Annotated in this window: 22 protein-coding genes; 8 read left to right on the top strand and 14 right to left on the bottom strand. The window is 73.1% G+C overall.

What is annotated here, in order from left to right; genetic code table 11:
- Positions 1-34: 34 nt before the first annotated feature.
- The 5 genes from DFP74_RS08365 to DFP74_RS08345 form a co-directional block, all read right to left on the bottom strand.
- Positions 35-1,870 carry an ABC transporter ATP-binding protein gene (locus DFP74_RS08365; RefSeq protein ID WP_121181166.1) on the bottom strand — a complete coding sequence of 612 codons (1,836 nt, stop codon included), beginning with the start codon at positions 1,868-1,870 and terminating at the stop codon, positions 35-37.
- Positions 1,867-2,829 carry an ABC transporter permease gene (locus DFP74_RS08360; RefSeq protein WP_121181165.1) on the bottom strand — a complete coding sequence of 321 codons (963 nt, stop codon included), beginning with the start codon at positions 2,827-2,829 and terminating at the stop codon, positions 1,867-1,869. Before DFP74_RS08360 ends, DFP74_RS08365 begins: the two co-directional genes overlap by 4 nt.
- Complete coding sequence (locus DFP74_RS08355; protein ID WP_121181164.1) at positions 2,826-3,785, bottom strand: ABC transporter permease; 960 nt, start codon at positions 3,783-3,785, stop codon at positions 2,826-2,828. The genes DFP74_RS08360 and DFP74_RS08355 overlap by 4 nt, the downstream gene beginning before the upstream one ends.
- The gene (locus DFP74_RS08350) at positions 3,785-5,383 is read right to left on the bottom strand and encodes an ABC transporter substrate-binding protein (protein WP_121181163.1); all 1,599 of its coding nucleotides are present in this window, start codon (positions 5,381-5,383) and stop codon (positions 3,785-3,787) included. The genes DFP74_RS08355 and DFP74_RS08350 overlap by 1 nt, the downstream gene beginning before the upstream one ends.
- A 184-nt stretch (positions 5,384-5,567) precedes the next feature.
- Positions 5,568-6,278: an SDR family oxidoreductase gene (locus DFP74_RS08345; RefSeq protein ID WP_121181162.1), complete on the bottom strand. Its 711-nt coding sequence runs from the start codon at positions 6,276-6,278 to the stop codon at positions 5,568-5,570.
- A gap of 188 nt (positions 6,279-6,466) precedes the next feature.
- Here DFP74_RS08345 and DFP74_RS08340 point away from each other — a divergent pair, with 188 nt between their 5' ends.
- Positions 6,467-7,411: an AraC family transcriptional regulator gene (locus DFP74_RS08340; RefSeq protein WP_121181161.1), complete on the top strand. Its 945-nt coding sequence runs from the start codon at positions 6,467-6,469 to the stop codon at positions 7,409-7,411.
- A 22-nt stretch (positions 7,412-7,433) separates the two neighbouring features.
- Here the strand turns inward: DFP74_RS08340 and DFP74_RS08335 are convergent, their stop codons facing one another.
- Both DFP74_RS08335 and DFP74_RS08330 read right to left on the bottom strand, forming a co-directional pair.
- Positions 7,434-8,462 (bottom strand): folate-binding protein YgfZ, encoded by a 1,029-nt coding sequence (locus DFP74_RS08335; RefSeq protein WP_121181160.1) that lies wholly within the window; start codon positions 8,460-8,462, stop codon positions 7,434-7,436.
- 324 nt (positions 8,463-8,786) lie between these two features.
- A complete protein-coding gene (locus DFP74_RS08330) occupies positions 8,787-9,344 on the bottom strand; it encodes an FABP family protein (protein WP_121181159.1) in 558 nt (185 codons plus the stop codon).
- 208 nt (positions 9,345-9,552) lie between these two features.
- Between DFP74_RS08330 and DFP74_RS08325 the strand changes: the two genes are divergently transcribed.
- Positions 9,553-10,329 carry a hypothetical protein gene (locus tag DFP74_RS08325; protein ID WP_121181158.1) on the top strand — a complete coding sequence of 259 codons (777 nt, stop codon included), beginning with the start codon at positions 9,553-9,555 and terminating at the stop codon, positions 10,327-10,329.
- A gap of 5 nt (positions 10,330-10,334) precedes the next feature.
- Complete coding sequence (locus DFP74_RS08320; RefSeq protein ID WP_121181157.1) at positions 10,335-10,697, top strand: DsrE family protein; 363 nt, start codon at positions 10,335-10,337, stop codon at positions 10,695-10,697.
- Positions 10,698-10,785: 88 nt separating this feature from the next.
- Here DFP74_RS08320 and DFP74_RS08315 read toward each other — a convergent pair whose 3' ends face one another.
- The 5 genes from DFP74_RS08315 to DFP74_RS08295 form a co-directional block, all read right to left on the bottom strand.
- Positions 10,786-11,532, bottom strand: coding sequence for a phosphoglyceromutase (locus tag DFP74_RS08315; RefSeq protein ID WP_121181156.1), 747 nt, complete (start codon positions 11,530-11,532; stop codon positions 10,786-10,788).
- A gap of 77 nt (positions 11,533-11,609) precedes the next feature.
- The gene (locus DFP74_RS08310) at positions 11,610-12,173 is read right to left on the bottom strand and encodes a YbjN domain-containing protein (RefSeq protein WP_121188125.1); all 564 of its coding nucleotides are present in this window, start codon (positions 12,171-12,173) and stop codon (positions 11,610-11,612) included.
- Positions 12,170-13,468, bottom strand: a complete 1,299-nt coding sequence (mshA, locus tag DFP74_RS08305) for a D-inositol-3-phosphate glycosyltransferase (protein WP_233570872.1) — start codon at positions 13,466-13,468, stop codon at positions 12,170-12,172. Before mshA ends, DFP74_RS08310 begins: the two co-directional genes overlap by 4 nt.
- A 108-nt stretch (positions 13,469-13,576) precedes the next feature.
- On the bottom strand, positions 13,577-14,572 hold the full coding sequence (locus DFP74_RS08300; RefSeq protein ID WP_121181154.1) for an esterase family protein: 996 nt from the start codon (positions 14,570-14,572) through the stop codon (positions 13,577-13,579).
- Positions 14,573-14,696: 124 nt separating this feature from the next.
- Positions 14,697-15,680: a DUF523 and DUF1722 domain-containing protein gene (locus DFP74_RS08295; protein ID WP_121181153.1), complete on the bottom strand. Its 984-nt coding sequence runs from the start codon at positions 15,678-15,680 to the stop codon at positions 14,697-14,699.
- A gap of 89 nt (positions 15,681-15,769) precedes the next feature.
- Between DFP74_RS08295 and DFP74_RS08290 the strand changes: the two genes are divergently transcribed.
- Positions 15,770-17,074 carry a deoxyribodipyrimidine photo-lyase gene (locus DFP74_RS08290; protein ID WP_121181152.1) on the top strand — a complete coding sequence of 435 codons (1,305 nt, stop codon included), beginning with the start codon at positions 15,770-15,772 and terminating at the stop codon, positions 17,072-17,074.
- Positions 17,075-17,148: 74 nt separating this feature from the next.
- Positions 17,149-17,982, top strand: a complete 834-nt coding sequence (locus DFP74_RS08285) for a metallophosphoesterase (RefSeq protein WP_147453838.1) — start codon at positions 17,149-17,151, stop codon at positions 17,980-17,982.
- Between the two features lie 247 nt (positions 17,983-18,229).
- Here the strand turns inward: DFP74_RS08285 and DFP74_RS08280 are convergent, their stop codons facing one another.
- Complete coding sequence (locus DFP74_RS08280; RefSeq protein ID WP_121181150.1) at positions 18,230-18,760, bottom strand: O-acetyl-ADP-ribose deacetylase; 531 nt, start codon at positions 18,758-18,760, stop codon at positions 18,230-18,232.
- A gap of 230 nt (positions 18,761-18,990) precedes the next feature.
- Here DFP74_RS08280 and DFP74_RS08275 point away from each other — a divergent pair, with 230 nt between their 5' ends.
- From DFP74_RS08275 to DFP74_RS08265, 3 genes are all read left to right on the top strand, one after another.
- The gene (locus DFP74_RS08275; RefSeq protein ID WP_082376267.1) at positions 18,991-19,353 is read left to right on the top strand and encodes a BlaI/MecI/CopY family transcriptional regulator; all 363 of its coding nucleotides are present in this window, start codon (positions 18,991-18,993) and stop codon (positions 19,351-19,353) included.
- A gap of 5 nt (positions 19,354-19,358) precedes the next feature.
- The gene (locus DFP74_RS08270) at positions 19,359-20,303 is read left to right on the top strand and encodes a M56 family metallopeptidase (RefSeq protein ID WP_121181149.1); all 945 of its coding nucleotides are present in this window, start codon (positions 19,359-19,361) and stop codon (positions 20,301-20,303) included.
- Positions 20,304-20,551: 248 nt separating this feature from the next.
- Positions 20,552-20,848 carry a DUF2516 family protein gene (locus DFP74_RS08265; RefSeq protein ID WP_121181148.1) on the top strand — a complete coding sequence of 99 codons (297 nt, stop codon included), beginning with the start codon at positions 20,552-20,554 and terminating at the stop codon, positions 20,846-20,848.
- Positions 20,849-20,891: 43 nt separating this feature from the next.
- Here DFP74_RS08265 and DFP74_RS08260 read toward each other — a convergent pair whose 3' ends face one another.
- Positions 20,892-23,414, bottom strand: coding sequence for a hypothetical protein (locus DFP74_RS08260; RefSeq protein WP_370013492.1), 2,523 nt, complete (start codon positions 23,412-23,414; stop codon positions 20,892-20,894).

The following is a 23,414-nucleotide window of genomic DNA, read 5'->3' as shown; positions in this document are numbered from 1 at the left end:
CTCGTGTGGGCCCCGTCCGTGGCGGGGCCGGGTGTCAGGACCGCCGACCGGATCCGTCGGTGTGCCAGCAGCGGATCCGGTGGCCGCCGCCCAGGTCGATCCATTCCGGGTCGGGGACCGTGGCCCGGTCCTCGGGGACGGCGGTGTCCCCCGTCGGCGCGGACGCCCCCGCGGTCGCGCCGGCCTCACCGCCGTCCCCGACCGGCCGCGGCTCCAGGACCGCGTCCAGAAGCCGCCGTGTGTAGGGGTGGTTGGGTCCGGTGAAGACCGCCTCGACCGGCCCCTCCTCCACGACCAGCCCGTCGCGCATCACCGCGACCCGGTCGGCGATGCCGCGCACCACCGCCAGGTCGTGGCTGATGAAGACGAACGCCAGGTCCCGTTCGGTGCGCAGGTCGTCCAGCAGGGCGAGGACGGACGCCTGGACCGACACGTCGAGCGCGGTGGTGACCTCGTCGGCGACCACCACGTGCGGGTCCCCGGCCAGGGCGCGGGCGATGCCGACCCGCTGGCGCTGGCCGCCGGAGAGCTGTCCGGGCAGCCGGTCCGACAGCGCCGGGTCCAGGGCGACGTCGGCGAGCAGCTCGCGCGCCCGCTCGTCGGCGCCGCCGCGCTCGGCCAGGCCGAAGAACCGCAGCGGCCGGCGGACGGCCTCGCGCACGATCCGCCGCGGGTTGAGGGAGGTGTCGGCGTTCTGGAACACGAGCTGGACGCGGCGGCGCACGCCCGGCGGCCGCTTGCGCGCTCGCACGGTGAGGTCGCCCTCGCCCTCGCCGCCGGAACCCTTGCCGCCCTCGCCGCCCGTGCCGAGCAGGCGCATCGTCCCGGAGGAGGGCGCGCGCAGGCCCGCCAGGGACCAGGCCAGCGTCGACTTGCCGCTGCCCGACTCCCCGACCAGGGCCAGCACCTCGCCCCGGCGCAGTCCGAGCGAGACGCCGGCCACGGCCCGGTGGGCGCCGTAGTCGATCGTCACGTCGCGCAGCGAGACCACCTCGGGCGCGTCGTCGGGGACCGGCACGCGCTCGCGCACGGTCCGCGTCCCGTCGTCGGCGACCTCGGCCAGCCCCCGGTCGCTGATCCTCGGCACGCTCGCGAGCAGGCGGCGCGTGTACGGGTGCCGCGGCGCGTCGAACAGCTCCGCCGCGGCGGCCGCCTCCACGACCTCGCCCTCCCGCATGACCACGACCTGGTCGGCCATCCGGGCGACGACCCCCAGGTCGTGGCTGACCAGGATCGACGTCAGGCCGAACTCCTCGCCCAACCCGGCCACCAGGTCCAGGATCCGCGCCTGGGTGACCACGTCCAGCGCGGTCGTGGGCTCGTCCAGCACGAGCACCTTCGGCCGCGCCGCCAGCGCCATGGCGATCGCCACCCGCTGCTGCTGCCCGCCCGAGAGCTGGTGCGGGTACCGGCGCGCGATCCCCTCGGGGTCGGGCAGTCCGACCTTCTCCACCAGCGAGCGGACCCGTTCGCGCCGCTGCGCGCGCGTCATGCCCTGCGCCAGCAGGGACTCCTCGATCTGCGTGCCCACACGCATCGACGGTGTGAGCGCGTGCCCCGCGTTCTGCCCCACCATCGCGATGTCGCGGGTGCGCAGCTCGCGCAGGCCCCGCGCGTCCAGGGACAGGACGTCCTTGCCGTCCACCACCACCCGGCCGCCGGTGACCCGGGAGCCGTGCCGCAGGTGGCCGAGCAGGGCGCCGGCGACGGTGGACTTGCCGCTGCCGGACTCGCCGACCACGGCCACCGTCCGCCCGGCCGCCGCCTCGAAGGACACGTCGCGGGCCACGGTCACGTCGGCGCCGCCGGAGCGGTAGGCCACGGACAGCCCTTCGACCCGCACCAGGGGTCCGGACTCGGCGCTGCTCATGAGCTCTCCTTCACGCGGTCGACGCCCCAGGCCCGGGACAGGCCGTCGGCGGACAGGTTCAGCCCGACGACCAGGGTCGCCAGGGCGATGATCGGGGCGAGCGTCGCCCACGGCACCACGACCATGGCGGTGCGGTTCTCGGCCACCATCAGCCCCCAGTCCGGGGTGGGCGGGTTGGCGCCGAACCCGAGGAAGGACAGCGAGCTGATCAGCAGGACCACCCAGGAGGCGCGCATCGCGAACTCCACGGACACCACGTGCGCGATGTTCGGCAGGACCTCGCGGACCAGGATCGGGACGGTGCGCTCTCCGCGCGCCCGCGCGGCGGTCACGTAGTCGAGCGGGGCCACGCCGAGCGCGGCGGCCCGCACCACGCGCACGACCTGCGGCGCGTAGACCACGGTCACGGCGAGCACGATCACCGAGGGCCCGGCCCCGAGCACCGTCACCACCACGAGCAGCGCCAGGATCGGCGGGATGGCCAGGATCGCGTCGAGCACGCGCATCAGCGCGTCGTCCAGCCAGCCGCCCTTGAGCGCCGTCGCGCAGCCCATGACGGTGCCGAGCGCGACGGCGCAGGCGGTCGCGGCGAACGACACCATCAGCGCGTAGCGTCCGCCGTACAGCACCCGGCTCAGCACGTCCCGGCCGTAGGCGTCGGTGCCGGCCCAGTGGTCGGCACTCGGCCCGAGCAGCGCCGCGCCGGGCACGTTGGCCGTGGGGGGATGCGAGGTGAGCAGCGGCGCGAGCAGCGCCAGCAGCAGGTGCAGGGCGACCAGGGACAGGCCGACCACGGCCGGGGTGGACCGCGCGAGCGAGCGCAGCGTCGTCCGGACCGTCCCGGCGGGCCTGGCGGCGTCCGCCGCTCCCACCGCTCCGGTGGCTCCCGTGGCTCCCGTGGCTCCCGTGGCTCCGGGTTCTCCGTCGGGCCTGGCGGCCCCGTGCGGGAACTCGCTCATCGGGCGCTCCTCTCTCCGGTGCGCAGCCGCGGGTTGAGCGCCATCGCGCCCAGGTCGGCGGCGAGGTTGCACAGCACGTACACGGCCGCGCTGACCACGGCGATGGCCTGCAGGACCGGCAGGTCGCGGTTGTGCACGGCCTCCAGCAGCATCCGTCCGACGCCGGGGTAGTTGAAGACGTTCTCGACCACGGCGACCCCGCCGACCAGCCACGCGACGTTCATCGCGATCACGTTCAGGGTGGGCAGCAGCGCGCTGGGCAGGGCGTGGCGCACCACGACCCGGCCGGTGCCGAGGCCCTTGAGCCGCGCGGTGGTGACGAACTCGCTCGCCATCACGTCGATGACGCTGGTCCGGGTCATCCGCACGATGTAGGCGGTCATGACGACCGACAGCGCGATGGTGGGCAGGACGACCGCGGGCAGCAGATCGGCGACCGGCGCGGACGCCTCGTCCAGGACCACGGCCGGCAGGACCGGCACCGTGATGGACAGCGCCAGCACGAGCAGGGTCGCCACGACGAACTCCGGCACGCTCATCCCGACCAGGGTCAGGGTGGAGATCACCGTGTCCGGCCAGCGGTCGCGGTACAGGCCGGCGAGGACGCCCAGCACGATCGAGGAGGTGACCGCGACGGCGATGGTGGCGACCGCGATGAGCATGGTGTTGCGCAGGTGCAGCCACAGGGTCGCCGCGACGGGCTCGCCGGAGACCAGGGACACCCCGAAGTCGCCGCGCACGGCACCGGTGACCCAGTCGACGAACCGCAGGGCGGCCGGGCGGTTCAGGCCCATCTGCTCGCGCAGCGCGGCCACGGCGTCGGGGGTGGCGTCCTGGCCGAGCACCTGGGTGGCGACGTCGCCCGGGAGCAGCTGGACGGCGGCGAACACGATCACCGACGCCAGGAGCACGGTGACGACCGCGGACAGCAGCCGCCTGGAGATGTAGACGATCATCAGGGCCTCAATCCGATGTTGAGGTAGTCGAACTCGAATCCGGACTCGTGGTAGTTGAGGACGTCCCGGGAGAGGCCGACCAGCCGGTCGGCGAACATCGGGGTCATCGCGCCGCCCTCGTCCACGACCATCCGCTGGGCGTCCTGGTACAGGGTGCGGCGGCGGTCCTCGTCGGCCGTGGCGCGGGCGGCGTCGAGCAGGTCGTCGAAGGCGTCGTCGGCCCAGGCGGTCTCGTTGTACGAGGAACCGCTGCGGAAGACCTGGTTGAGCAGCTGGTCGGCCGGGCGCCCGGTGTACCAGTACGTCGCCATGAGCGGCTTCTGCATCCAGATCTGGGTGTAGTAGGAGTCCGCGGAGGTGTTGCGGACGGTGATGTCGATCCCGGCCTCGGCCACGGAGTCGCGGTAGGCCAGCGCCATCGGGGTGAACACCGGGTCGTAGCTGGAGGTGTAGAGCTCCATGCTCAGGCGCTCGTGCCCGGCCTCGGCGAGCAGCGCGCGGGCCCGCTCCGGGTCGCGTTCGACCGCGTAGTCGGTCCAGTAGGGCGTGTCCGGCGGGACCGGGTTGTCGTTGCCGGGAACCCCGGTGCCCTGGAGGGCCACGTCGATGATGTGCCGGGGGTCGTAGGCCAGCTTCATCGCCTGGCGCACGCGCGCGTCGGTGAACGGCTCGGCCGTGGTGAGCATCGGCAGCACGTACCACTGGGCGTTGACCGAGCGCGCGATGGTCGCGCGGTCGGAGGCCTCGACGACGCGGGCGGTGGCGAAGTCCAGGTTGGTCTGCGAGATCAGGTCGACCTGCCCGGCCAGCAGCGCGTTGGTCCGCGCCTGGTTGTCGGTCATCGAGAACATCTCGATGGCGTCCAGGGTGGGCGGTCCCTCCCAGTGGTCGTCGTAGGCCACGATCCGGCCCCGGCCGCCGGGGGAGAAGGAGTCGAGCCGGAAGGGCCCGGTGCCGATGCCGGTCGAACCGATCGTGTCGCCGTCGCCGTCGGGCACGACGTAGCAGTTGTAGTTGGTGAGCAGCGCCGGGAACTCGAAGTTGGGCGTGGTGAGCTCGACCACCAGCACACCCGGCTCGGGGGTGTGCACGCGGCCCGGGTCGATCAGCGGGCCCAGGACCGTGCCCTGCGGCGAGGCGAGGTCGGGGTCGACGATCCGGCGGAGCGTGTAGGCGGCGTCCGCCGAGGTGAAGCGGCGGCCGTCGTGGAAGCGGACCCCGTCGCGGAGCCGGAAGGTCCACACCAGGCCGGCGTCGTCGGCCTCCCACCCGGTGGCCAGGTCGGGAGCGGTGTGGCCCTCCGCGTCCATCCGGACCAGCCGGCTGTACAGGGCGCCGAGGTACTCGTAGGCGGACAGGGAGCTGGCCGGGTCCAGGGTCTCGGCCTGCGAGGCGGGCGGCCGGGCCATGCGCAGCACGCCGCCGTCGGCGGTGGCACCCGTGGCGGCGGCCTCGGGGAGCGCCGGTGCCGCCCGCGGGCCGGACGAGGCGCAGCCGGGGAGCAGGACCGCGGCCCCGAGCGCCCCGGCTCCCCCCAGCAGAGCCGTCCTGCGCGGGATCCGCGGCGGGGCGCCCTCGGCCCCCGGTGAACGCGGCATGTCTTCCCCTCCGTGTGTGCTGCGAACGGATTAATCGTTCACTGAACGATTGATACGACTCTTGCACGATAGGGGGCGGAGGCCGATGATTCAACGGGCGGCGAACTGGGTAGGCCGGACGGGTCATGTGTGCCCGCGCCGCGGACCCGCGCACGTCAGAGGCTTCCGAACGCGGATCGACCGGCTACCGCGCCCCGGCCGGGTTCTGGAAGCGGATGCCGGTGTCCGCGGACAATGCGGCCTTCAACTGCACCGTCGTGTCGTCGGCGAGGACCTCCGTCCGGTCGGCCGCGAGCCCGTCGAGCGCCGCGCGCACCACGTCGGCGGGGTCGTTCAGCTCCGCGTCGCTCCCGGCCATCATGTCGGTGTCGGTCCCGGCCAGGAGCAGGCCGGTCACCAGCGTCCCCTGCTCGGCGAGCTCCACCCGGACGCCGTTGGTGAGGGACCATTCGGCGGCCTTGGACATGGCGTAGCCGTTCGCGCCGTCGAAGACCGACCACGACAGGGCGGACAGCACGTTCAGGACGGCGCCGCCGCCGTTCGCGGCCAGGACGGGCGCGAACGCGCGGATCACGTCGAGCGTGCCGAAGACGTTGGTCTCCATCTCCCGGCGCACCTGCTCCAGATCGCCGAGGACGAGGTTCTGCCGGAGGGACACCCCGGCGTTGTTGATCAGGACGTCGACGTCGGCCGCCGCCGACGCCGCGGCTGCGACCGAGTCCGGATCGGTGATGTCGAGCGCCAGCACCTCGGCTCCGGGGATGTCGACCTTCTCGGGCGTGCGGGCGGTCGCGTAGACCTTGGCGGCGCCGCGTTCGAGCAACTGCAGGGCGAAGTGCCGACCGATACCGCGGTTGGCACCGGTGACGAGGGCTGTGCTTCCGGCGAGCTTCATGCTTTCTCCCGTGGACGGCGAGCGGAGGTGCTCGCGGCGGTGACTGTCTCGATTCACCGTAGGGAGCAGGAGGTGAGCAGGTCGATGACTCACCTACGCAGATCGGTGTCCGTTTGTCGCACGAGGGCACACGCACTGGGTCCGACGGCACCTGGACACCTGCCACTCGCAGGGCGTAGGGTCCGCGCATGGACTTGCTGTCGGACATCCTCACCGTCACCGGCGTGCGCGGGGCACTCGGGGCGCGGATCGAGGGCGCCCAGGGATGGGGCGTGCGCTGGACCCCGACCCCCGGCTCCGCCGTCGTCTACGCCGTCGCCGCCGGAACGGCGTGGCTCACGGTCCCCGGACACGACCCCACACAGCTCATGCCGGGCGACGCCGTGCTGCTGCCGAACGGCGGCGAACACGATGTCTCCGGAGCCCCTGGTCTGCGCTCTCCCGCCTGCGACCACGTCGCCGCGGAGCTGGCACGCGGCAGGGGCGACGTGCTCCGGCTCGGCGAGGGGGAGGTCGCCACCCATATCCTGGGCGCCTCCTACGAGTACGACCACGCGATGTCCACGCAGGTGCTGGCGACTCTCCCCACGGTCGTGCACGTGCGCGGCGACCGCGGCGGCACCTGCCTGGACGACACCGTCCGCCTTCTCGCGCGCGAGATGGCGCACCCGCAGATGGCGACCGCCGTCGTCCTCGACCGCCTGGTCGACATCCTGCTGGTCCAGCTGCTCAGGGTCTGGCTTCTCACCCGGCCGGAGGAGGCGGGGAAGTCGTGGCTGCGCGTCCTGGGCGACCCGCTGGTGACCGACGCGCTCACCCGGCTGCACCGCGATCCGGGCCGCGCCTGGACCACCGAGGCGCTCGCCGCGGAACTGGCCGTGTCACGGGCGACGCTGTCGAGACGCTTCCTCGCCGCGGCCGGGCAGGCGCCGGGCGCCTACCTCACGCAGTGGCGGATGGACCTGGCGGCACGGCGCCTGCGCGACACGGACGACTCCCTGGAGACCGTCGCCCACGCGGTCGGCTACACCTCCGCGCACGCCTTCAACCGGGCGTTCAGCCGCGCCCGCGGGCAGTCGCCGGGACGCTTCCGCGCCGCCGCGCGCGAGGACGCCTCGCGCCCGGCGGCCTGAGATCGGCGCCTGAGATCGGCGCCTACTTCGGGCGGCGGCGCAGGGTGATCTGGGCGTTGGCGCCGGTGTCGGGGTCCACCACGACATCCTGGCCGGCGGCGATCCCCTCGACCTCCAGATCGCTGTCGGTGGGGATCGAGCGCTTGACCAGGCCCAGCGCGATGGGACCCAGCTCGTGGTGGCGGGCCGACGAGCCCACCCGGCCGACCTTGCGGCCGTCGAGTTCGATCGGGGCGCCCACCTTCGGCAGGCGCTCGGCGGTGCCGTCCAGGTGCAGCATGACCAGGCGGCGCGGGGGGCGTCCCAGGTTGTGCACCCGTGCCACCGTCTCCTGGCCCGGGTAGCAGCCCTTCTCCAGGTGCACCGCGCGGCCGACCCAGTCCACCTCGTGCGGGATCGTGCGCTCGTCGGTGTCCACGCCCGCGCGCACCCGGTGCTGCGCGATCCGCTCGGCCTCGTAGGCCCACATCCCGGCGGGCCGCGCCCCGGCGGCGGTGAGCGCCTCGGCGGCCTCGGTCAGCCGCTCGGCGGGCACGAACAGGTCGGTCTCATCCATCGTCAGGCGTGCGACCACGCCCTCCAGCACATCGCCGGCGTCGTCGATCGCCTCCGCGCGCTTGGGGCCGAGGACGGTCAGCACCGCGAAGTCGCGGCCGGGGTCGGCGACCTCCACGCGCAGCATGAAGCGCATCGAGTCCAGGAACGCGGCCAGATCGGGGCCGCGGCCCGGCTCGGTGTGGATCCAGGTGGACTCCCCGTCGTCCACCAGCGACAGGTGGAAGCGCAGGTGGCCCCGCCCGTCCAGGACCAGCGACTCGGTGCCCGCACCCGGGGCGAGGCCGATCGTGAGTTGGCTGGTGAGGTCGTTGAGCCAGTTGAGGCGGTCGTGTCCGCTCACACGGACCACGTCCCGGTTGCTCCGGTCCACCCACGCGGCGGCGCGCTCGATGGCGCGGCCCTCGTGCGCGGGGTCCCCGTAGTGCGCGGCGACGCCGGAGTCGGTGTGCTCGGCGGTTACGGCACCGGATGTGCTCAGCAGCGGCGAAGTCATACAGCCGAGACTAGCCGCCTCGCCACGCCGCTCGCCAACAAGCTTCTGACCTGTGCAAATAGGTGCCGAAAAAACATTTGCCCCACCGGGACCACCAGACGTACTGTCGGTGGCACGCAGGAAAGGAGGTGGTCCAGAAGATGATTGATCTCAGGACTGGCGAGGTGGCCGTCCGCTAGGACGACGCTCGCGTTCGCGACGTCGTTCGCCGCGAATCCACGACGGACACCCGGACCCCGGGTCGCCGGAACTCGTCCGACCGGCCCCACCCCCTCGGTGGGAGGACACCCGGGGTCTGCCCCTGCCCGCGGCCCGGCCGCGGGGCTACTTCTCGGTCGGCCGCGCGCCGGCCTTCTTCAACTGCGCCGACATGTAGGAGCGCAGCTCGTGGCCGCGCGCCGCCAGGTCCCACGCGTAGCCCAGGGTCTCCCGGTCGTCTCCGAAGAGGCCGTAGAGCCGGTGCGAGGCGGTGACCTCCAGGCCGGTGATCGTGTGCATCACCGCGTTGGTGGCCATCTCCACCCGGTTGGCGAACACGTTGCCCAGGTAGGACTCGATGAACCCCTCGTTGTGGGAGATGAGCACCTCGAGGTGGATGATGTTCTTGTCGTCGTCCTTGGCGTACTGCGCGGTGTCGGCCTCCGACAGCGCACGCCAGTAGCCGGACTCCTCCGCGATGACCTCGCCCAGCGTGCCGTCGGCCTTCATCCGCCAGGCCTTGCTGCTGTAGGTCAGGTACGGCGCGTCCGGGTTGTGGGAGAACTCGACCTCCTGCCCGAACTGGAACTCTTCCTCTTCGGCGTAGCCGGCGATGCCGACGCCCTCCCACCGGCCGAGCAGGAAGGACAGTTTCGCCAGATCGGGGTGTACTTCAGCGTCCATGACCTCTGAGCGTAGCGGGATCGGAGCACTGGCACGTCCGCTCGGACCGGCTCCCCGACCCTGCCACCAGTGCGCCCAGGGACGGCCATGCCCAATTGGCCCCGCTTTCCCGAAGAACTGGTAAAGATTGTCTGCGACACGGTGTGGTCACGGGGTGTCGAACCCGCCGTTCGTCTCCTACCTCCGACGCAGAAATAAGGGGCGGCCTGTGTTGCTGGTCATCGGTTCGGCGCTGCTCATCGCCGCGGTCGTCCTCCTGCCGCTCACTTTCATCGGCCTGCGCCGCTGGCTGCGCCAGCGCGGCGTCGCCCAACTGCGTCCCCGGGCGCTCGCCAGACTGGAGGGCCGCCGCGTCACCCTGTCCGGCGTCGCCGCCCCCGGGCCCGCGGGTCCCATCACCTCCGGGCTGGCCGGCGCCGAGTGCGTGTGGCACGGGCACGAGGTGCTGCGGCACTACCGCCCGCTCAACCAGGACGGCGGCACGGTCCGCGAACGCGCCTGCGACCCCATCGCCGAGTACGGCGGCGAGGAGCTCTTCGGCCTGGTCGCCGAGGGCGACCCCGCCGACGGCGACCGCGTCTTCGTCGACCCGGACGACGCCGAGACCCGTGGCGCCGAGCTGTGCCTCAAACGCCTGGTCGGACGCCCCCAGCCGGGTGTGGCCGCCGCCGCGGACGACCTGCTGCCGCGCGTGCGCGGTCGGATCTCCGGGGTCTTCCGCGGCGAGACGATCGAGTTCGAGTACCGCGAGTGGGTCATCCGGCCGGGGGCGCGGGTCCGCGTCAGCGGACGGGTCCAGCTGCGAGAGGGCCGGGTCGTGCTGGTCGCCCCCGAGGGCGGCAAGCTGTCCATCGAGCACGGCATCGACGCCCAGCCCGCCCGGACCCCGCCGCGGCGCCGGGAGGCGGTGGCGCTCACGGTCGCCTTCGGCGCCTGTGCTGTGGCGGGGGCGGTGCTGGTCCTCGTCGGACTGACAGTAGGCTGACCGACATGTCCCGTTCCTTGGTGATCAAGGTCACTTCCGGAGAGAACGACCCCGAGCGGTGCAACCAGGCGTTCACGGTCGCCGCGGCGGCCCTGGCCAGCGGGGTCGACGTCTCGCTCTGGCTGACCGGGGAGTCGGCGTGGTTCGCCGTCCCCGGCCGTGCCGAGCAGTTCGCCCTCCCGCACGCCGCCCCCCTGTCCGACCTCCTCGACGCGGTCCTGGCCGCGGGCCGCGTGACGGTGTGCACGCAGTGCGCCGCCCGGAGGGACCTGACCCAGGACGACCTCATCGAGGGTGTGCGCATCGCCGGAGCGCCGTCGTTCGTCGAGGAGGCCGTGGCCGAGGGAGCCCAGGCGCTCGTGTACTGAGGGCACGCCCCTACGCACGGCGCCCGTGCCACCGGTGGTGGCACGGGCGCCGTGCGGAGCCGAGGCGGGCCCGAAGGCCGTGGGCTCGCTACTTCTTGCCCTGGTTGGCGACGGCCTCGATGGCGGCCTTGGCGGCCTCCGGGTCGAGGTAGGTGCCGCCCGGGTTGCGCGGGTGGAAGTCGTCGTCGAGGTCGTACATCAGCGGGATGCCGGTGGGGATGTTCAGCCCGGCGATGTCGGCGTCGCTGATCCCGTCCAGGTGCTTGACCAGGGCGCGCAGCGAGTTGCCGTGCGCGGCGACCAGGACGGTCCTGCCGGCGGCCAGGTCGGGGACGATGGCGTCGTACCAGTAGGGCAGGGCGCGGTCCAGCACGTCCTTGAGGCACTCGGTACGCGGGTTGAGCTCCGACGGCAGCTTGGCGTAGCGGGCGTCGGCGGCCTGCGAGTAGGGGTCGTCGTCGGCGATGGGCGGCGGCGGGGTGTCGTAGGAGCGGCGCCAGATCATGAACTGCTCTTCGCCGTACTCCTCGCGCGTTTGCGCCTTGTCCTTGCCCTGCAGGGCGCCGTAGTGGCGCTCGTTGAGGCGCCAGGAGCGCTCGACCGGCAGCCAGTGCAGGTCGGCGGCGTCCAGAGCCAGGTTCGCGGTGCGGATGGCGCGCTTGAGCAGCGAGGTGTGCAGGATGTCCGGCGTGATGCCGGCGTCCTTGAGCAGCTCACCGCCCCGGCGTGCCTCGTCCTCGCCCGTCGCCGACAGGTCCACGTCCACCCAGCCGGTGAACAGGCCCTTCGCGTTCCAGACGCTCTCACCATGTCGCAGCAGTACCAGAGTTCCCATGGGGGCAAGCCTAGCCACTCCGCCGCCCGCCCCCACGCGCCCCCGTCGCCTTGGGCCGTGCGGGGCCGTGCGGCGCCCTAGGCGGAGCCCTCCGGCAGGGTCGCGGGCTCGCCGCCCGGGTGCGGCTCGGCCAGGTGCGCGAAGGCCCGGAGGTTGCGCATGTCGTGGCCGCGCTCGGCCCGCCAGCGCCACTCCTTGCGGATCGCCGAGGCGAAGCCCAGCTCCAGAGCGCGGTTGAAGTTCTCGTCGGAGTAGGTGAGCACGCACCCCAGCAGCCGGTCGACCTCCGCGGGCGTGACGCCCTCCAGCGGCAGCCGGCCGCGGATGTACACGTCTCCGACCTCGTCGGCGGCGAAGGCCATCCCGAACATGCCGGAGTTGCGCTGCATCAGCCAGCGGTAGAACTCACCGTGGTTCTCGTCCGGTTGGCGGCAGAAGAACGAGGTCACGCCGAGGCTGTGCGGCCCGACCTCCAGCCACACGAGGGTCTTGAGCTTGGCCGTGCCGGGGATCGTGACGAGGAAGGAGCCCTCCCGGGGCAGCTCCGTCTCCAGTCCGGCCTCGGCCACCGCCTCGGAGATCGCCCTCGCCGCGGCCTCGCGCGCCGTCTGCGTATCCACCTGCGGGTCCCTTCCGGTCATCGGCACGCCGCCAGCGGCAGCGCGCGCGGGGTGATGCTCGTGCGGTACACGTCCAGCAGTTCGTCGACGGTCCGCGACCAGCCCAGCGTGGCGGCGTGCTTGGGCGCCGCCTCCGCCAGCTTGGCACGCCAGGCGGGCTCGGCGATCAGGCGGTGCAGCTCGGTGGCGTAGTCGGCGGGGTCGTGGCCCTCCACCAGGACCCCCGACACACCGCCCGAGACGGCCGTGGTCAACCCGCCCACGCGCGCGGCGACGACCGGCGTGCCGCAGGCCTGGGACTCAACCGCCACCAGGCCGAAGGACTCGGAGTAGGACGGCACCACGGTCGCCGTGGCCGCGCGGTAGTAGTCGGCCAGCCGCCGGCGGTTCTGCGGGGGCTCCAGGCGCACCACGTCGGCCACGCCCAGGGACTCGGCCAGGTCGGTGAGCAGGAGCGGCTCGTCGCGGCCCGCACCGGACAGGCCGCCGACCACACCGACCACCAACCGCGAGCGCAGCGAGGGATCGCGCTCCAGGAGGTCGGCGGCGGCGCGGACGAGGACGTCGGGGGCCTTGAGGCGCTGCACACGGCCCACGAACAACAGGAGTTCGGTGTTCGAGGGCAGGCCGATCCGGCCCAGCGCCTCGGCACGGGAGCCGGGGGTGAAGACCTCCAGGTCCACGCCCGGCGGGATCGTGCTGATCTGGTGGTCGCCGGCCCCGTAGTGCCGCTTGAGCTGGCGAGCCTCGTCGTCGGTGTTGGCGATCAGCCGGTCGGCCTGGCGGACCAGCTGGTCCTCGCCGCGCACCCGCAGCTCGGGTTCGGGCCGGTCGCCCTCGGCCAGGGCGGCGTTCTTCACGCGGGCCATCGTGTGCATCGACTGCACCATCGGCACCCCCCAACGGCGAGCGGCCACCACGCCCGCGCGTCCCGACAGCCAGTAGTGGCCGTGGACGAGGTCGTAGTGGCCGGGTTCGCCCTGCGCCTCGGCGCGCAGGAGTCCGAAGATGAACGGACACAGGTGCTCGGCGAGCGCGTTCTTGTCGAGGTGGCCGAAGGGGCCCGCGGGGACGTGCCGGACGTTGACCCCCGGCGCCAGCTCCACCACGGGGGGCAGGTCGGCGCGGGTCGCGCGGGTGAACACGTCCACGGCCACGCCGCGCTCGGCCATCCGGCGCGCGACCTCGACGACGTAGACGTTCAGTCCGCCGGCGTCACCGGTGCCCGGCTGGTCCAGGGGAGACGTGTGCAGGCTGATGGTGGCGACGCGGGAGGGAAAGGGACGGAGGTCTCCCTCAGGCACGGTTCCAGACACCGGTGGTCCCTCCACGTCGTGTATACAGCCGCTGTCGTCAACAGCGACGAAGGTACACACCATTCCCGCCTGGATTGTCCGAGGGGTCTGGTATAGACGGCCCCCGGCCTACGGTGTAGCGGCCCACCCCGACACCAGGAAGTCGGCGACATCGGGCAAAGCGCGGCCCCACGTCGGGAAATCGTGTCCGCCGCGCGGCTGGAGAGTGGCCACTGTCATACCGCGGTCGGCGAGCAGGTCGGCGAAGCGCTCCGCCTCGCCGCGGATGCTCCCCTCCCGCAGCGGCGTGTGCTCCTCGGTGCCCTCGACCAGCACGAACCGCAGGTGCTCGACGTCGGCGGAGTCGAGCAGGAGGTCGGGGCTGTGGTCCGCCGCGCCCTCGCCGAGCACGCCGTCGGGATCGTCCACGCGAAAGTACCCCGCCCAGCTCGCGACCTGCGCGTACAGGTCGGGGTGGCGCAGCGCCGCGGCGGCCGCTCCGTAGCCGCCCATGGAGAATCCGCCGATGGCCCGCAGTTCCCGCGGGCGCACGTGCTCGCCCTCGACCGCCTCGATCACCGGACCGGTGACGAAGCTCTCCAGCGCGAACCGGCCGTCGGCGGCGTCGGCCCACTCGGTGGTGGCGCCCCGGTTCTCCTGGCCGTGCGGCGCGGCGATGACGAACTCGACCCCGGTGCGGCACATCTCGTGGTCCAGGAGCGGGCCGAGGTCCTGCGCCATGAGGGTCTCGTGCGTGGAGGCCGATCCGTGCAGGAGGTAGAGGACGGGCAGGTCGGCGCTGTCGGGGCCGGGCGGGCGGCGGATCCACACCGGACGCCCGCTGCCGGGGGCGGACTCGTCGGCCAGTGTCACCACCTCGTCCGTGCCGGGCTCGTTGCACACGGCGACCTGGCCGGGCTGGGGGATCGGCGCGGGAACGGGTGCCTCGCGGTCACCGGGGACGAGCAGGCGGCCGGTGGCGAGCGCGGGGTCGGCCTCCGGCGGGTGCAGGCCCAGCCGGTCCGCGACCCCCTCGGGCGGCAGGGTCGCCAGTGCGGCCGCGGCCACGGCGACGACGCAGGAGGAGACGAGTATGACGGCCCGTCGGGAGAATGTCGCGAACACACCGAACCTCAGAGTCGGGACCAGCGGTCACCACGTCCCTCCGAAACACGACGGGTCGCGGATAGTGACTGATTGTAGTCATGCGAGTTCGAGGGGTGGCCGGAATGGTCGATCCGGGGCGCGGTCAGACGTCGACGGGGTGGCGCAGCCGCAGGTCGTCCGGGTAGGGGAGCAGGTAGGTCTGCTCGCGCGCCCAGACCACGTCCTCGGCGGCGCAGTGGTGGCGCAGGAGCGCCACCGGGAGGCTGAGCGGAGCCTGGCCCACCCGGTAGGACTCGATCGCCTCCAACAGGTCGTGTCGGCGGGCGTCGTCCAGGAGCGCGCTCAGCATCCCGAAGGCGTGCTGGAGCGCGTTGGCGTGCTTGCCGCGGCTCGTGCGCACCGCCATCGAGCGGTGGAAGGCCTCCGCGTAGGCGCTCGCGGTCCGCTCGCGCGGGGCGTCGCCCGCCGCGGCGACGATCCGGCCGGTCTCTCGGTAGCCCTCCGGCGAGTGGGACATCAGCTGGAGCTTGTGCCGGGTGTGGAACTCCACCAGGTCCCGGGGCCGCCACTCGCCCGACAGCAGGGACCGGAGCCGGGCGCGGGCGAAGACCCGCTGCACGAAGTGCTCGCGCAGCCCGGGATCCGACAGGCGGCCCTGCTCCTCCACCGGCAGGTCGGGCAGCAGCTCGACCAGCCGTTCGGCGAAGGCGCCGCGCCCCTTGCCGTGCACGCGGTCGGCCGCGTCGTCGAACACCGGCAGGGCCAGGAGGCCGCAGCTCGGCGACTTGTTCTTGAGGACGTACCCGTCCACGTGCTTCAGGCCCTTGAGGTGGTGGTCGGCGACCGCGGCGAGGTCGTCGGTGTGGTCGGCGCCGTCCTTGCTGGAGATCACCCGGTCGGCCTCCCCGATCCGCTGCAGGCGCAGGGTCGGCCGCGGCACGCCCAGGCCGATCTCCGCTTCGGGGCACACGGGCAGCCAGTCCACGTGCCGCCCCAGCTCGTCGGTGAGGAACCGCGAGCGGGAATGGCCCCCGTTGTAGCGGACGGGGGCGCCCAGCAAGCAGCTCGACACTCCGACCACGGGCCTGACCGGTTCCGGATGTGAGGTGGCGCACTGCTGGCTCATGTCCCCACGCTACTGGGTGAAAGCCGCCCCCACCAGGAAGGCGACCTCTAAGGTGATCGTATGACTCCCCTTCGTGTCGGAGGCCGCGTGTGACGACGGCCGTGATCGTCCTGTTCACCCAGGACCTGCGCATCCACGACCATCCGGCGTTGGGCGCCGCCCTGGCCCTCGGATGGCCCGTCCTGCCGCTGTTCGTCCTCGAGGACCGTCTCCTGGACCGGGCCGCCCGCAACAGGAACGCCTACCTGGCGGAGGCCCTCACCGACCTGCGGTGGTCCCTGCGCAGCAGGGGGACCGACCTCGTCCTGCGCCGGGGGGACCCGGCCGAGGAGGTCCTGCGCGTGGCACGGGAGGGCGGAGCGGACACGGTCCACCTCAGCGCCGGGGTCAGCCGCCACGCCGGCCGCCGCGTGCGGAGGCTGCGCGAGGCCGGGCTGGCCGTCCGGGAGTTCCCGGGCCTGACCGTGGTGCCGCCCGGGGAGGTCGTGCCCCAGGGCGGAGACCACTACAAGGTGTTCACCCCCTACTGGCGGGCCTGGGAGTCCGCCACGTGGCGCGCGGTCGAGAAGGCGCCGAGCGCGATCCCCGCCCACGGGTGGCCCGCCCCCGGTGAGCTGCCGCGCTCCCTGGGCGACCGCGGCCGGGGAGAGGCCGCCGCGGACCGGATCACCGGCGGCGAGGACGCGGCCAGGGCCAGGCTGCGCTCCTGGGTGGAGCGCGGTCAGGCCGACTACCCCGACCGGCGGGACGACCTGGCCGGGGCGGCGACCTCGTTCCTCTCGGCCGATCTGCGCTTCGGCTGCCTGTCCCCGCTGGAGGTCGCCCTCGCGGGCCGGGGCCGTCCCGGCCACGACGAGTTCGTGCGCCAGCTCGCGTGGAGGGACTTCCACCACCAGGTGACCGCGGCCTTCCCCGACATCAACCGTCGCGACTACCGGGACCGGGGGCGCGGGTGGCGGCACGACCCCGACGCCGTCGCGGCCTGGCGGCGCGGACGGACCGGCGTGCCCATCGTGGACGCGGGGATGCGCCAGCTCCTGCGGGAGGGGTTCATGCACAACCGGACCCGGATGATCACCGCGGCGTTCCTCACGCGCACGCTGCGGGTGCACTGGATCGAGGGCGCCGAGCACTTCGAGGACCACCTCGTGGACGGGGACGTCGCCGACAACCACGGCAACTGGCAGTGGGTCGCGGGGACCGGCAACGACACACGGCCCAACCGGGCCTTCAACCCGCTGCGCCAGGCCCGGCGCTTCGATCCCGGCGGCGACTACGTCCGCAGGTACGTGCCCGAACTCGCCGATCTGCCGGGCACGCGCGCGCACACGCCGTGGCGGGAGGAGAACCCGCCGCCCGGATATCCGCCGCCGATCGCCGATCCGGGGCACTGACCGGGCGCCGGTCCGTAGACGGCCATTGGGGGAGAGGAGCAGTGGCGTTCACCTCCTCGGCACAGAGTGGGGCCATGAGCTACCAGCACACCCTCCTGCACCTCACCGACGTCCACGCCGTCGCCGAGGGAGCCCTGTACGACTCGGTCGACCCGGTGGCCGGGCTCCGGGCGGCGCTGGACGCCGCCGTCGCCTCCGGCGGTGCGATCGACGCCATCGTCCTGTCCGGGGACATCACCGACCAGGGCGACGAACCCTCCTACCGGATCGTGCGGGACCTCGTGGGCGAGGCGGCCCGGCTCCTCGACGCCGTCGTGGTCGTGGGCATGGGCAACCACGACGAACGCGGCGCCTTCCGGTCCGGCCTGCTGGGCGTCGAGCCGTCCCAGGCGCCCTACGACGACACGGTGTGGGTGGGCGGGCTGCGGATCATCACCCTGGACTCGACCGTCCCGGGCGCCCACCACGGCGACCTCGACGACGACCAGCTCGCCTGGCTGGCCGACCAGCTGGCCGAACCGGCCCCGCACGGCACGGTCCTGACCCTGCACCACCCGCCGATCACCAGCACGCAGCCCCTCATGGGGCCGATCCTGCTGCGACGGCCGGAACGGCTGGCCGAGGTCGTCAAGGGCACCGACGTGCGCCTGCTGCTGTGCGGGCACACGCACGCCGCCTCCATGGGCACGCTGGCGGGGATCCCGGTGTGGGTCGGGCCGGCCAACGCCTACGCCGCCGACCCGCTCACCCCGGCCGAGACCGTGCGGGCCGTGCCGGTGCGGGCCTTCACCCGCGTGGACATCACCCCGGACCAGGCGATGGCCACGCTGGTGCCGCTGGCCCCGGGCACGCCGGTCTACGAGGTCCCCACCGCCGACCTCGCCGAACGCCTCGCGGCCGGCCACTAGGCCGTGTTTTTTGCGGCATTCCGGGCTCGCGGCCGCCAGGACCGCCTCTCGCGGCGTCTCTGTGCTCGTGAAGTACAACCAGGCTGAACTTCGCCCATCGGCTTGCGAGAGACGACCTGACGACCGCGAGCTCACCGAAAGCCCGCAGAAGAACACGGCCTAGCCGGTCTCCAACCGCGGGCCCGGTGGCCGGCGGTGGGCCCGGCGACCGGCCGCGTGGTGCGGATCCGGCCGCCGCACGCCTTGCTCAGGTGGTGTCGAAGGCCCGCTCGAAGGCGGCCAGGGCGGTGTCGTCGAACAGGACCATGCGGATCTCCGGCACGCGTGCCTGCGCCGTGTGGATCGCCTCGGCGGCGATGCGCGCGGCGTCGTCGAGCGGCCACCGGTAGACGCCGGTGGAGATCGCAGGGAAGGCGACGGACGCCGCGCCGAGGTCCTGCGCCAGGCGCAGGGACTCCGTGTAGCAGGAGGCGAGCTGGGCGCCGCGGTCCTCCGTGGTGCTGTGCACCGGCCCCACGGTGTGGATCACCCAGCGGGCGGGGAGCCGTCCGGCCGTGGTCGCCACCGCGTGGCCGGTGGGAAGGCCGCCCCCGAGGTGCCCCGCGCGCAGGCGGCGGCACTCCTCCAGGATCGCCCCGCCGCCCTTGCGGTGGATGGCGCCGTCGACCCCGCCCCCTCCGAGAAGGGAACTGTTGGCCGCGTTGACGATGGCGTCCACCTGTTGCTCGGTGATGTCGCCTTTGGTGACGATGAGACGCGTGTGGTTACTGGTGCCCATGGTGGAACTCCTTCCCGGCGTTCTCCGGCAGTATCGCCGTCGGGTCCGGCACCGGCACGTGATTTCGACTGTTCCGCCACTCCGCGTCCCGTTGACCGGGCCGTCCCGCGCCCCTGAACGGTCGGTCCGGCCGGCCGCCGCCCGGAGTTGGATCGCCTTGCCCGTCGGGTGATCGGGATTTAACCGGGGGTACGACAGCCTGTAGTACTAGCGCCGGTAGACTCGGATCCATGAATCGGCTTGGCGAACTTGAACGCGCGGTGATGGATGTACTGTGGGCACGAAACGAACCAATGACGGTTCGTGAGGTCGGCAAAGCGCTCACCGAACGCGACCTGGCACACACGACCGTCATGACCGTGCTCGATCGGCTCGCCAAGAAGAAGGTGGTGTCCCGAGCACGAGAGGGTCGTGCGTGGCGATACAGCCCGGCCGCGAGTCGTGAGGCCTACGTGTCCGAGCTGATGTTCGACGCCCTCGGTCAGACGGGGGACCGCGACGCGGCCCTGGCCGCCTTCGTCCAGTCCATGGACGGCCAGGAGGCTGAAGCGCTCCGGCGCGCACTCGGGGAAATCGAGCAGCCAAGGAACTAGCCCGTATGGTCAGTGCCGCACTCCTCTCTCTCGTCGCGGTCGGCTGTCTCGTCGCAATGGAAGCACTCCATCGGGCGAAATGGCCATCACGCGGCCCCTACACCGCTGTCATCACCTGGCAGGCCCTCGGCCTGGCCTGGGGGGTGTCGACCATCGGTGCGCTCCTGGCGTTCGGGCTGTCCTCCTACGAGCTGGGCGCCGCGCACGGCGCGCTCGCCCTGGCCGGCGACATCGTCACCGGCCGACTCATCTCCTCCGAGCTCTCCCTGGGCACCGAGGGTGTCAGCCACATCGTGGCCGTGGCGCTGGCCGCCGCGCTGACCCTCGTGCTCTTCTACGGTCTCGTCTCCTCCTTCGTGCAGGTCGTCCGGGTTCGCCGCCGCCACCACGACCTCCTGGAACTGGTCGCCAAGGACCACCCCGACGTGCCCGGCGCCCGCGTGGTGGACCACCCGGCCGCCGCCGCGTACTGCCTGCCCGGCGTGCTGCGCTCCCAGGTCGTCATCAGTGAAGGGGCCCTGGCGGTCCTGGACCGCGCCGAGCTGGCCGCCGTCCTGGCCCACGAGAACGCCCACCTGCGCCAGCGGCACGACCTCGTCCTGCTGCCGTTCTCCTCCCTCAAGCGCGCGTTCCCGCGCGTGCGCCTGGTCCGCACCTACTACGCGAGCGTGGCGCTGCTCATCGAGATGTGCGCCGACGACCAGGCCCGCCGGCACAGCACCAACCGCGAACTCGCCATGGCCCTGCTCCGGTTCGGCGCGGCCGGTCCCGCTCCGGTGCCCGCCGGTGCGATGGCCGCCGTCGAGGAGTCCGAGCCCGACGTCATGCGCCGGGTCAACCGCCTCCTGCGTCCCGACGACGAACTCCCGTACCACGCGGGCGCCGTCATCATGGGCAGCTCAGCGTTCCTGCTGGCCTTCGTCACCTGTCTCTGGCACATCCCCGTCTGAGCGCACCTCTCCACCGCGCAGTGCCCGCTACGGCACAGCGCTCGCACGGCCCGGTGCTCGTTACGGCCCAGCGCTCGCACGGCCCGGTGCTCGCTACGGCCCAGCGCCCGCCAGGGCATGGCGCGCTCCACGCTCTCCAGGCGGCGCCCCGTTGTGATCCCGGCCTCCCCCGGGCACCAATCGCGGACCCGAGCCGTTTACTGTGGAGAGCGGGCGGACCCCCGTTCGGGACGTAGTCGGGAGCGTGCATGTACCTGATCTGGCAGGCCATCTACCTGGCCACCTTCGTGGCCAGCCTCTACGCGCTGATCGAGGCACTGCGCACACCGGCCTCCGCGTTCGAGATCATGGACAAGCAGACCAAGAAGCTGTGGGTCATCCTCACGGGCCTGGCCAGTGGTCTGTCCCTGCTGGCGGTGTTCAGCGGTACCGGTTTCCTCGTCATCATGGGCCTGGTGGCCACCCTCGTCTTCCTCCTGGACGTGCGCCCGGCGGTCAAGGGCAGTCAGGGCGGCCGCAACAACGGCCCCTACGGCCCCTGGTAGGTCTCACGGGTCCCCGGTGGGCCTCACAGGTCCCTGGTAGACCTCACGACCCGGCCCCCTCGGGGCGCCGCTCGGACCGCGGACTCTCGTCCAGGGTCCGCAGTACCTGCCAGAGCGACTCCGCGTAGGCGGGGTCGCTCGTGTAGTGCGAGTGGCCCAGGATCTCGGGTCTGCGGGCCTCGCCCGGCGGCGCGTCGTAGGACCGCGGGTCGGGCAGCGGCTCGGCGATGTCGAGCACCTCGTCCTCCCCGATCTCCCCGGCGGCGTCGCGCATGCGCACCGGACCCGCGATGGCGTCCGTCGTCCGCCACAGGTTGCGCCAGTCCGACACCCGGGTGCGCAGATCGGCGAAGGCCACCGGACCGAAGTAGGCCGGGAAGTACCGCGCGTACAGCCGGTGCAGCGGCGACCCGTGGGTGATGAGCGCGATCCGGCCCTGGACGTCGGCGGGCAGCTGCCACACGGTGGCCGCCGCCAGCACCGACCCCTGCGAATGCCCCGACAGCACCACGCCCGTGCCGTCCCTGGCCATGCGCGCCACCCGGGCGGTCAACTGCGGAACCGCCCGCTCCGCGTAGGAGGGCGGCGCCAGCGGGTGCGCGACCCGCGGCCAGAACGTGCCCACGTCCCACAGGGCGCCCACCGCCTGGCGGGTGGGCCGGTCCCGGTAGGCGCTGCGCCCGATCCAGGCCAGCCCCACCAGCGCCAGGCCGCCGATGAGGGAGCCGACGGTCACCAGCCCCGTCACCGCCTCCTGGGCCAGCAGCCCCAGCCGACCGGAGACCGCCGCGTTCGCGGTCACCGCTCCGGCCACCAGGTTCCCGGACACCACCGCGTACAGCACCAGCACCACCAGCAGCACCGCCGGTGTCAGCAGTGCCACCAGTACCGCCGGCAGCACCTCCGTGAGCCGTCCGACCGCCCGCGCCCGGGCGATGTCCCAGGTACGCCGGTCGCGCACGCTGCGGGCGTACTGCTCGGTGACGGCCGGTACGTGGGCCCGGGTCCCGCGCCGGACCTCCAGCGCGAGCACCGCCACCGTGCCCAGCGCGATGGCCGCCTCGAACGCGAAGGCGAGCTGTAGCCAGGAGTAGGCCGCGGGCGGATCCAGCGGCAGGCAGCCGCCCTCGGCGGAGCCCCGCGTCCCGCATCCGCTCAGCCACAGCGAACCCTGGTAGACCAGCGCTGCGGAGAACCCGCCGCCCAACAACGTACCCAGCACGGCGGTCGCCGGCCCGGCCAGACCGCGCATCGCCGCGCCGTCGTGGGCCCGGTCCACGGCGTAGAGCACCAGCGCCGCCGTCAGCAGCAGCACGGCGAACGTTCCCTGCACGGCGAAGAGCGCGTTGAGCGCCGTGTCGTGACCGGGCAGGCGACCCTGGGCGGACCAGCCCGTACGAGGCCACACCGCGTACACGGCCACGGCCAGCGCGAGCACGATGATGGTGTCGCGCAGGATCCGGCAGACCCGGTCGGCCCGCGCGTTCCACCGCGGATCCACCCCCGGCACGAGCACGCTCGCCGCGCTCACGGCCAGCACCGCGCCCAGGAGCACGGCCAGCGCGAGTCCCGCGTACGCCCGCACGCCCGGATCCGTGTCGCGCCCGAGGTCCTCCTGGAGTGCCGGGACCAGCAACAGCAGCGCGACCACGCCCACGGCCACCGCGATGTGCGCCGACCGCAGCCGGGCCATGGTCTCGCTGTTGCGCCAGAACTCCGCGTGGCTGAGCGGCGCCGCGGCCGCCTCCTGCGGCGGTACCGGCGAGGCCACGACCTCGTAGTCGGCGGCCGTGCGCCGGGACAGCCGCCACAGCACCAACACCACGGTGACCGGCAGCACCGCGCCCACCAGCAGGGACAGGCCCGGGGCGGAGAACGGTGCGTCGGACGTGGCCAGGAAGCCCAGCCAGGGCCGGGCGTCGGCGCACGCCTCGCTCAGCCCCCCGCACTGCCAGGCCACCAGGTCCATCCCGATGCCGGCGGTGGCCAGGGTGATGAGCGCGGTCAGGGACAGCGCGAGCAGGCGCACGCTCGCCCCGTACACGTTGTTGGCCAGCCGGCTCAGCCCCGCGGGCTCGCGGTCCATCCGGCCCGGCCGCATCCAGTACGCGACGTTGAGCAGCATGAACGGCAGGAGCAGCAGCCACAGCGCGCGCGAGGAGCTGCCCGAGGTCAGGTTGCCCCACGCGAAGATCTCCCGCCGCACCCCGGGCACGGTCTCGGTGTCGGGCTCGCGGCGCCACCGGAAGAACCCGGCCAGCCGGTCGCCGCCCACCCGCATGGCGGGCTCGACGTCCAACAGCTCCTCCGCCTGTCCGCCGCTGACACCGTGCACGCGCAGCTCGACGCGGTCGGCGCCGGAACCGGCGGCGGGGGAATCGTCCCGGAGCCGGGGCTCGACGGTGCCGTCCTCGTCCCGGACTCCGGGCACGACGGCCCCGACGTCCTCACGGAGGCGGGCGTCGGCGGTGGAGCGGTCGGAGACGGCGGAGGCCGCCGAGGAGCGGCGCGGGGGTTCGGCGGTGACGGGAGCGGGAGAACCCAGGGGGGAGTCGTGGTCCTGCAT

This window comes from Nocardiopsis sp. Huas11 (genome assembly GCF_003634495.1).
Lineage (GTDB): Bacteria > Actinomycetota > Actinomycetes > Streptosporangiales > Streptosporangiaceae > Nocardiopsis.
This window is presented reverse-complemented; position numbering and strand designations above follow the sequence as displayed.